Origin of the sequence: Marivita sp., from assembly GCF_017643905.1 — a bacterium.
GTDB lineage: Bacteria > Pseudomonadota > Alphaproteobacteria > Rhodobacterales > Rhodobacteraceae > Marivita.
The window spans coordinates 1-8,340 of the sequence record NZ_JAEPMO010000172.1 but is presented as its reverse complement, the minus strand read 5'-3'; the positions used below and the strand labels follow the sequence as shown (position 1 = coordinate 8,340).

8 protein-coding genes are annotated in these 8,340 nt (G+C 61.2%); 6 read left to right on the top strand and 2 right to left on the bottom strand.

All coding sequences use genetic code 11. The features are described from left to right. The 4 genes from JJ869_RS20180 to JJ869_RS20165 form a co-directional block, all read left to right on the top strand. Positions 1 to 297 (top strand): LysR substrate-binding domain-containing protein (locus JJ869_RS20180; RefSeq protein WP_292270053.1); only part of this gene is annotated, 297 nt, incomplete at its 5' end. A gap of 193 nt (positions 298 to 490) precedes the next feature. Beyond that, entirely contained in the window at positions 491 to 1,057 is a 567-nt protein-coding gene (locus tag JJ869_RS20175; RefSeq protein WP_292270051.1) for a DUF6151 family protein, read from the top strand. Between the two features lie 126 nt (positions 1,058 to 1,183). Then, the gene (purL, locus tag JJ869_RS20170) at positions 1,184 to 3,343 is read left to right on the top strand and encodes a phosphoribosylformylglycinamidine synthase subunit PurL (RefSeq protein WP_292270049.1); all 2,160 of its coding nucleotides are present in this window, start codon (positions 1,184 to 1,186) and stop codon (positions 3,341 to 3,343) included. 24 nt (positions 3,344 to 3,367) lie between these two features. After that, the gene (locus tag JJ869_RS20165; RefSeq protein ID WP_292270047.1) at positions 3,368 to 3,784 is read left to right on the top strand and encodes a VOC family protein; all 417 of its coding nucleotides are present in this window, start codon (positions 3,368 to 3,370) and stop codon (positions 3,782 to 3,784) included. A gap of 55 nt (positions 3,785 to 3,839) precedes the next feature. Here JJ869_RS20165 and JJ869_RS20160 read toward each other — a convergent pair whose 3' ends face one another. Together JJ869_RS20160 and JJ869_RS20155 are read right to left on the bottom strand one after the other, a co-directional pair. Beyond that, positions 3,840 to 5,090 (bottom strand): VWA domain-containing protein, encoded by a 1,251-nt coding sequence (locus JJ869_RS20160; RefSeq protein WP_292270045.1) that lies wholly within the window; start codon positions 5,088 to 5,090, stop codon positions 3,840 to 3,842. 61 nt (positions 5,091 to 5,151) lie between these two features. After that, the gene (locus JJ869_RS20155; RefSeq protein WP_292270042.1) at positions 5,152 to 6,060 is read right to left on the bottom strand and encodes a MoxR family ATPase; all 909 of its coding nucleotides are present in this window, start codon (positions 6,058 to 6,060) and stop codon (positions 5,152 to 5,154) included. Between the two features lie 151 nt (positions 6,061 to 6,211). Here JJ869_RS20155 and JJ869_RS20150 point away from each other — a divergent pair, with 151 nt between their 5' ends. Together JJ869_RS20150 and JJ869_RS20145 are read left to right on the top strand one after the other, a co-directional pair. Continuing rightward, entirely contained in the window at positions 6,212 to 7,267 is a 1,056-nt protein-coding gene (locus JJ869_RS20150; protein ID WP_292270040.1) for a glycosyltransferase family 2 protein, read from the top strand. 101 nt (positions 7,268 to 7,368) lie between these two features. Further along, on the top strand, positions 7,369 to 8,334 hold the full coding sequence (locus tag JJ869_RS20145) for a phosphoadenosine phosphosulfate reductase (RefSeq protein WP_292270039.1): 966 nt from the start codon (positions 7,369 to 7,371) through the stop codon (positions 8,332 to 8,334). Positions 8,335 to 8,340: the final 6 nt, after the last annotated feature.

Sequence of the window (8,340 nt, the reverse complement as noted above, 5' to 3'; positions counted from 1 at the left end):
TTGACCCATGACATCAAGTCGACCCTGACAGTGAACAACTACTTCGGCGTGCTGCAATCTGTGCTGTCCGGCCTCGGCATCGGCGTCTTGCCGGATTACATCATCGAGGACTTCCCGACGATACGGCGGGTTCTGACAGATGTGGAATCGGGCGAAGTGCCTGTTTTTCTTGCGTATCCGGAAGAGCTTCGACAATCCAAGCGCATTGCCGCCTTCCGGGATTTCGTGCAGGAAGAGATTTTCACACACCGTCAGACGCGCAAGGCAATCGAGGCCGAGAGCGCCACGAATGTGTGACCCATGCGCCTCACGCATAGCGGGAATGACACAGGCACCGGGCTATCCCTCTTGTCATGCAACGGAACGCTGACATATTTAGCAGATATGAGGTGGAACGCTGTATTGCGCATCATTTTCATACCTCCCTGTTGGACTTCGGCCGAGCTTATGCTCGGCCTTTTTTTTGCGCGTATTCGAAAGGGCAGATCGAATGACAGGTGACAGAACGCACAGCTGCACTTGCGGAACCATGCGTTGGCGCATTGCGCCCGCGGCCCGCGGAACACACCTTGTTTGCTATTGCGAGGATTGTCAGACTGCTGCGCGGTTCCTCAAGCACCAGACCACGCGACTTGATTCCGACGGCGGGACCGAGATTTTTCAAACTCTGCCGATGCATTTCGAATTTCTTGACGGTCGCGACCATCTGGCCGTTCTCAGGCTTGGCCCCAAAGGACTGCTGCGCTGGCATGCCGGGTGCTGTGGAACGCCGATCGCGAACACCCTGCCCACCCCGAAACTGCCTTTTGTCGGCGCGATTGTTCCACCCGGCGTGGATGGTTATGGACCCATAACCGCCTTTGTGAACACCACCCCCGCCGCGCGACCGATAAAAGAAACCGGCGTCCTTGGCGCACATCTGTCGATCATCGGTCGGATTCTGCGCGCTCGGCTTTCTGGCAAAGGCAAATCCCCCTTCTTTGGCGATGACGGCACACCCGTCGTCGTGCCTCGTGTGTTGAGTTTGCAAGACCGCAACGCCGCGCGCCCGAATTGAAGACAGGGCTGCCCTGCCCTTGTCTTCGGCAAGAGCACACCCGGCCGCGAATCCTCTACGGGTCTTTTCACCACCCCCGGTTTCGCCTAAACCGCCGCAATCTGCGCAACCCATGGGGACATCCGGATGCAAGACCCAGCCATCACCGAAGAGATCATCGCGGCCCACGGCATCAATGCCGAGGAATATGCCGAGATCCTGCGGATCATGAAACGCGAACCCACGTTTACTGAACTGGGCATCTTTTCCGCGATGTGGAACGAACACTGTTCCTACAAATCGTCCAAGAAATGGCTGCGCACTCTGCCGACCACCGGGCCGCAGGTGATCTGTGGCCCCGGCGAAAACGCGGGTGTGGTCGACATCGGCGACGGTCAGGCAGTTGTCTTCAAGATGGAAAGCCACAACCACCCCTCCTACATCGAGCCCTATCAAGGTGCAGCAACCGGTGTCGGTGGCATCCTGCGCGACGTGTTCACCATGGGCGCACGGCCTATTGCAGCGATGAACGCGCTCAGCTTCGGCGAAAAGGACCATCCCAAGACACGTCAGCTTGTGCATGGCGTGGTCGAAGGGATCGGCGGCTACGGCAACTGCTTTGGCGTGCCCACCGTGGGCGGCGAGGTACGCTTCCACCGGGCCTATAATGGCAATTGCCTTGTAAACGCCTTTGCCGCCGGTCTCGCCGATGCCGACAAGATTTTTTACTCGGCCGCCAGCGGCGTCGGTCGTCCAGTGGTGTACCTGGGTGCCAAGACCGGCCGCGATGGTGTGGGTGGTGCCACCATGGCGTCGGCGGAGTTCGATGACACGATCGAAGAAAAACGCCCCACCGTTCAGGTGGGTGACCCGTTCACCGAAAAGCGTTTGATGGAAGCCTGCCTTGAGCTGATGCAGACAGGTGCGGTGATCTCGATTCAGGACATGGGCGCGGCTGGCCTCACCTGCTCCGCCGTTGAGATGGGCGACAAGGGCAAGCTGGGCATCCGGCTTGATCTGGAAAAGGTGCCGCAGCGCGAGGCGAACATGACCGCCTACGAGATGATGCTGTCGGAATCCCAAGAACGGATGCTCATGGTGCTCGACCCCGCGAAAGAGGCCGAAGCCCGCGCGGTGTTCGAGAAGTGGGACCTCGATTTCGCCATCGTCGGCGAAACCATCGCTGAGGATCGGTTCCTGATCGTGCACAATGGCGACATCAAAGCCGACCTGCCGCTATCGCGCTTGTCCTCGTCGGCACCCGAATATGACCGCCCTTGGGTGCCGTCCGCAGCCCCTGCGGCGCTGGACGACGTACCCGCAGTCGATTCCATTGACGCTTTGAAGGCGTTAATCGGGAGCCCGAACTACTGCGCCCGCAACTGGGTGTTTGAACAATATGACAGCATGGTCATGGCTGACACTGTCGAAGGTCCGGGCTGGGGCGCGGGTGTGATCCGCGTACACGGCACGGACAAGATGCTGGCCTTCACCTCGGACGTGACGCCGCGCTATGTCAAGGCGAACCCGGTCGAAGGCGGCAAACAAGCCGTTGCCGAGGCGTTCCGCAATCTTTGCGCCGTTGGGGCCAGGCCGCTCGCGACCACGGACAACCTGAACTTCGGCAATCCCGAAAAGCCCGAAATCATGGGCCAGTTTGTCGGCGCGCTGCAGGGCATTGGCCGCGCCTGCGAGGCGCTGGACATGCCCATCGTGTCCGGCAACGTGTCGCTTTACAACGAAACCGACGGTCAGGGCATTCTGCCGACACCGACCATTGGCGCGGTTGGTCTGATTGCCGCAGGCGAAGAGCCGATCCTTGGCCGCGCCCGTGACGGACATGTGGCTCTGGTTGTCGGTGACACCCAAGGACATCTGGGCCAGTCCGCGTTGCTTTACGAAGTGTTCAACCGCGAAGACGGCGATGCGCCTGCGGTCGATCTGATCGCGGAACGCCGCAACGGCGATTTCATCCGCGCCAACCGCGACCTGATCAAAGCCTGCACCGATCTGTCGGATGGCGGCCTTGCGCTTGCCGCGTTCGAGATGGCCAGCGGGTCGGGCGTCGGCGTGGTGATCGACGAGACCGATCAGGCCAAGCTTTTCGGCGAGGATCAGGGTCGTTATCTTGTGGCGTGCAATTTCGACCAAGCCGAGGCGCTGGTGGTAGCCGCAGGACAGGCCGGTGTGCCGATTGCCACGGTTGGCCGCTTTACCGGCGACACGGTGAAACTGGGTGGATCGGACGCGCCGTTGGCGGAATTGGTGGCTTTGCACAAAGGTGCCTTTGCCGGGCATTTTGCCTGAGGTGACACCCAAACGGGAGGGGCTATGAAACTCGAATTCCATCACGTCAATTACGTCTCGAAAGACGTTGACAAGATGCACGATTTCTACACCCGCGTGCTGGGATTGGGAGACATCCCGCAAGAGAATTTCCCGCGCACCGAAGCGACCGGGGATCGCGGGTTTGATGGCAAGATCCGCTTTGCAACGGATGGTCAGGTGCAGATGCACCTGGCCGAGCGCGACTTGACGGTGGCGTTCAAGAACGGTCAGGTCATCAATCCGGTGGACCGCGGCCATATCGCCTTTCGCACTGACGATCTGGCCGCGTTTTTGGCCATTCTCGATGAGCAGGGAATCCCCTATTCGGATTACGGAACGGCCTTTGCCAAGGAGTGGCATCAGGTGTTTTTCCAAGACCCGGAAGGCAACGTGATCGAAGTGCACCAGCAGGTGGGTTAGGCGGCACAGGCGTCGACGCGTGTGGGCTTTCCGTCGACGGAAAGCCGCCCTGCCCCTAGAGCATGTTCATCAGACGAGCTTTTTCACCCGGATCATCGGGGCGTGAAATCGCCGCCGCCAGTTCTTCCAAGGACTGGATCGAATGGCCCGCACGAAAGCTGTCCACATGCGGCAGCATCGCGCGGATGCCTGTCGCCTTGGGCGCAAACCCGTCCCAGCGCAGCAGCGGGTTCAGCCAGATGAGGCGGCGCGAGGAGAGGTGCAGCCGCTCCATTTCCTTCTCCAGCGCCCCCGCATCATCGCGGTCCAGCCCGTCGGTGATCAGAAGCACGACGGCACCCTGCCCCATCACCCGGCGTGACCAGTCGCGGTTGAAGGCGTGCAGGCACTGACCGATCCGTGTGCCCCCCTCCCAATCCTGCGCCTCTGCCCCCGCCGCCTTGAGCGCGGCATCGACATCGCGGGTCGCCAGATGACGGGTGATGTTGGTCAGGCGCGTGCCGAAAGTGAAGGCATGGACCTTGGCCCAGCCTGCGCCTTTCTCATTAGCGACGGCGTGCAGAAAGTGCAGCACCATGCGGGAATACTGGCTCATGGAGCCGGAGATATCGCAGAGGACCACAAGATTTGGCCAGCGCGGGCGCGGCGTTTTACGGGCGATGGTGCGGATTTCTCCGCCCTGCCGCATGGATTTCATCAGTGTGCGCCGGTAATCCGCCTGTTTGCCCAGCACCGAGGCCTTGCCCCGCCGCGACGGGATCGGCTTTACCGGCAGGGTCAGGCGGGCCAACATGCGTTTGGCTTCGGCCACTTCGGCGGTGCTCATCTGTTCGAAATCGAGTGTGCGCAGCTTTTCCTCGGCGCTCATGGTGAGCGTCGATTTGATCTCGATCTCGGTGCCCTCTTCGGACTGTTCGTTCTCGGGGACCTCGGGCAGCAGATCATCGAGCAGCGCCTGCGCGGCGCGCTTTTCACCGGAGGCCGCGGATTTCTCTTCCTGCACGCCGCGGATCGCGGGCAGCATGAAGGACATCATGTGTTCGAGATAGCGCGGATCCCGCCAGTAAAGCCGGAACACCTGAGCAAAGATCACCCGGTGTTCGGGGCGGTTCACGAAACAGGCGTGCAAAGTCCAGAAGAAGTCCATCCGTTCGGTGAAGCCCGCCGCCTCCACCGCGCGGATGGCGTCGATCACGCGGCCCGGCCCGATGGGCAGACCGGCGCGACGTAGCGCACGGGCGAAATGGATGATGTTCTGCGCCAGACGCGGGTTGTCCGGCAGTTCGAGAGGGATGTATTCGGCCATTACATGGCCGACCGGGGGCGCAGCCCCCGGGCCCCCGGCATATTTCTAAAAAGAAGAAGCATCATGCCGGCTCGAGCGTGGCTTTGGCCTCGTCGAGCAGGCGCTTGGCCTCGGAGCCCTGCAGTTTCTGGATATCGTCCTGGTATTTCAGGATTGCGCCCAATGTGTCGGAAATGACTTCGGGCGAGAGGTCGATCACGTCGAGCGCCAGAAGGCATTTGGCCCAGTCGATGGTTTCTGCCACACCCGGTTTCTTGAAGATGTCCTCGGTCCGGAGGCGCTGCACAAAGGCGACGATTTCGCGGCTGAGCGTGGCCGAGGCCTCGGGCGCGCGGGCATGCAGAATGTCGAGTTCGCGTTGGAAATCAGGGTAGTCGACCCAGTGATAGAGGCAGCGGCGCTTGAGTGCATCATGCACCTCGCGCGTGCGGTTGGAGGTCAGGATTACGATGGGCGGCTCGGGTGCGGTGATCGTTCCCATCTCGGGGATCGTCACTTGGAAGTCGGACAGGGCTTCGAGCAGGAACGCCTCGAACGGTTCATCCGTGCGGTCCAACTCGTCGATCAACAGCACCGGCGCGCCATTTGCATCGGGGCGCATCGCCTCGAGCAAGGGGCGTTCCACAAGGAAATCCGGGCCGAAGAGTTCGCGCTGCAGCATCTCGCGGTCGGCATTGCCTGCGGCCTCAGCCGTGCGGATGGCAATCATCTGCGCCGGGAAGTTCCATTCGTAGACCGCGCTGGAGGCATCAAGCCCTTCGTAGCATTGCAGGCGGATCAGCTTGCGGCCCAGTGAGGCCGCGAGCGCCTTGGCGATCTCGGTCTTGCCAACGCCCGCTTCCCCCTCAAGAAACAGCGGTCGGCCCAGTTTCAGCGACAGGAACACAACGGTGGCCAGCGCCCGTCCACAGACATAGCCGGTCTCGGCCAGCATGGATTGAACGGCGTCGATACTTTCGGGTGTCTGCATGGGGTGCTCCTCTGTCACTGGCCTTGCTGCCCCGTGCGCGCCCCCGAGGTCAATAGCGCCAAGGTCGCACGTGACGCGGTGGAATTGACGCCTCCGGCGCGACCTGACACAGTTAGCGCATTGATTTTCCTCAGCGCAGGCCTGTGTTTTCGTGTCCATCACCGCCGTTCTCTGTGTCCGCAACGAGGCGGCGTTTCTGCTGGATTGGCTGGCCTGGCACCGCAGTGTCGGGGTCACGGATTTCGTCGTCGTGTCAAACGAATGTGATGACGGCACCGATACGATGCTGGACCGGCTGGAGGCGTTGGGTTGGCTGACCCATATCCGCAACGCGCCACCCTATGGCAACGGGGGCATCCAGTTCAGTGGTCTGAAGCTGGCGAACAAGTGTGATGCCGTGAAAGAGACCGATTGGCTGATGACGCTCGATATCGACGAATTCGTCAACGTCCATGTGGGCGACCGCACCCTGCCCGCCTTGATTGATGCTCTGCCTGAGGCGACGGCGATCACGCTCACCTGGCGCAATTTCGGCAATGCCGGAGTGGTGGCCTATGAGGACGCGCCGGTGCCGTTGCAATTCACCCGTGCGGGTCCGCGTCCGCTGCTTTGGCCTTGGCGGGCGGCGATGTTCAAGACGCTCTATCGCAACGACCGAACCTATCGAAACCTTGGTGTGCACCGCCCGCGCAATCCGGTGGAGACGCGCTTGTCAGAGGCACGGTGGTTTGACGGCGAAGGCCGTGCGCTGCCGCCAGAGATGGCGTCGGGCCGTCTCTTTTCCGATTACCGCCTGCCGCAGCACGGCTTGGTGCAGCTCAATCATTACCCTCTTGGTTCGGTGGAAAGCTACGTGCTCAAGGCAGATCGTGGGCGTGCCGTGCACAGCGCGGACCGCCTCGGCTTGGATTACTGGGTGGAGCGCAATCTCAACACCGATGAGGACCTCTCTGCGCTGCCGCTGTGGGACCGCGTGCAGCCGATACGCACTGCGTTGGGCGCGGATCCCGAGCTTGCTGCCTTGCACGACGCCTCTGTGGCCTGGCGCAAGGCGCGGTTTCGCACGCTGCTCGATCAGGATGTGTATCGAGACCTGTATGGGCGGCTTATGATGACCCCGCCGTCTTCTCCGCTGCCTGAGTCCGTCGCCCGACTGCTGATCGACTTTGCACAAAACACTCCGGTCAGCGGTGAGGAAACACCATAGACTCCCCCGTATTTCGTCTCAATTCTGCCCAAATCCTTGATTAATCCTTTCGTCAAACAAAGACCTGTCAACAGGCACGAGACAATGAGGACATGTGGACCATGCAGGACGGAACCGATCCATACACGCTTTCCTTAAGCGAACTCAGCCCTGCGCAGTGGCTGGAGGAGATGCGCGAGATCGGTGAGTCCTTTGGCTTTTTCGAACCGCTGGGTCCGCGTCACAATGCGGTCTTTGTCGAAAAAGGCGACACTCTGCTGGTCAGTTTCGAATCCCTTCCTGCGATACAGGCCCTGTCCGAAGACGGGCGACCTGTCGGATTCGATTTGGCACAGTCCCATGACTGGTCCTGCCTCACCGTGATCTGCAATCGCGACACCTGGTTCCGCGAGGATGAGGTCTACGGCTTTTTCGACCAAATGACCGATGACGGGTTCTTCGACGATTTCGAACAGGTGATCTTTTTCGGCGCAGGCCCTTGCGGTTATGCCGCTTGTGCGTTTTCGGTTGCGTCGCCCGGTGCGACGGTCATTGCTCTTGAGCCGCAAGCCACGCTGGACCCGCGCGTCACCGAATGGGACGACCGTTTCACGCATATGCGCCGGACCGATTTCACTGAGCGGTACGGCTATGCCCCCGACATGCTCGACGGCGCAAAGGACACCTATGTGATCTATGACCCGAGCGACCGCCTTGGCGCGATGCATGCTGCCCTGTTCGAGCGCTCTGGCGTGACGCGCTTCCGCGCCCGGCATCTGGGTGGCGGCATGCAGCTGAACCTGATGGAAATGGGTGTGATTGAGGACCTTGTCGCGGCCGCAGCGCAAGGCACGCTCGACACCAACCTTTTCGCCAAGATGTACCGCGCGCGCCGAACCCATGCGCCGTACTGCAAAAAGCTGTTCGCGACGGTCGAACAGCTTGATCGCCCTCGGCTTGCCGAAGCCGCCTGCGCCTATATCGCGGGGCATTTCGGAGCACCGCGATACCGGCGCAAACTCAAGGCGCTGCGACAGGCCCTTGCCACCGATACCGAAGATACGGCGGACGACGGAGCTAAGCCCTAGCCTAGA

Bases quoted from the DNA above. Each gene is read 5' to 3' on its own strand.
- JJ869_RS20165 (WP_292270047.1), top strand. From the start codon at position 3,368: ATGAAACTCGAATTCCATCACGTCAATTACGTCTCGAAAGACGTTGAC.
- JJ869_RS20155 (WP_292270042.1), bottom strand. From the start codon at position 6,060: ATGCAGACACCCGAAAGTATCGACGCCGTTCAATCCATGCTGGCCGAG.
- JJ869_RS20175 (WP_292270051.1), top strand. From the start codon at position 491: ATGACAGGTGACAGAACGCACAGCTGCACTTGCGGAACCATGCGTTGG.
- JJ869_RS20145 (WP_292270039.1), top strand. From the start codon at position 7,369: ATGCAGGACGGAACCGATCCATACACGCTTTCCTTAAGCGAACTCAGC.
- JJ869_RS20160 (WP_292270045.1), bottom strand. From the start codon at position 5,090: ATGGCCGAATACATCCCTCTCGAACTGCCGGACAACCCGCGTCTGGCG.
- purL (WP_292270049.1), top strand. From the start codon at position 1,184: ATGCAAGACCCAGCCATCACCGAAGAGATCATCGCGGCCCACGGCATC.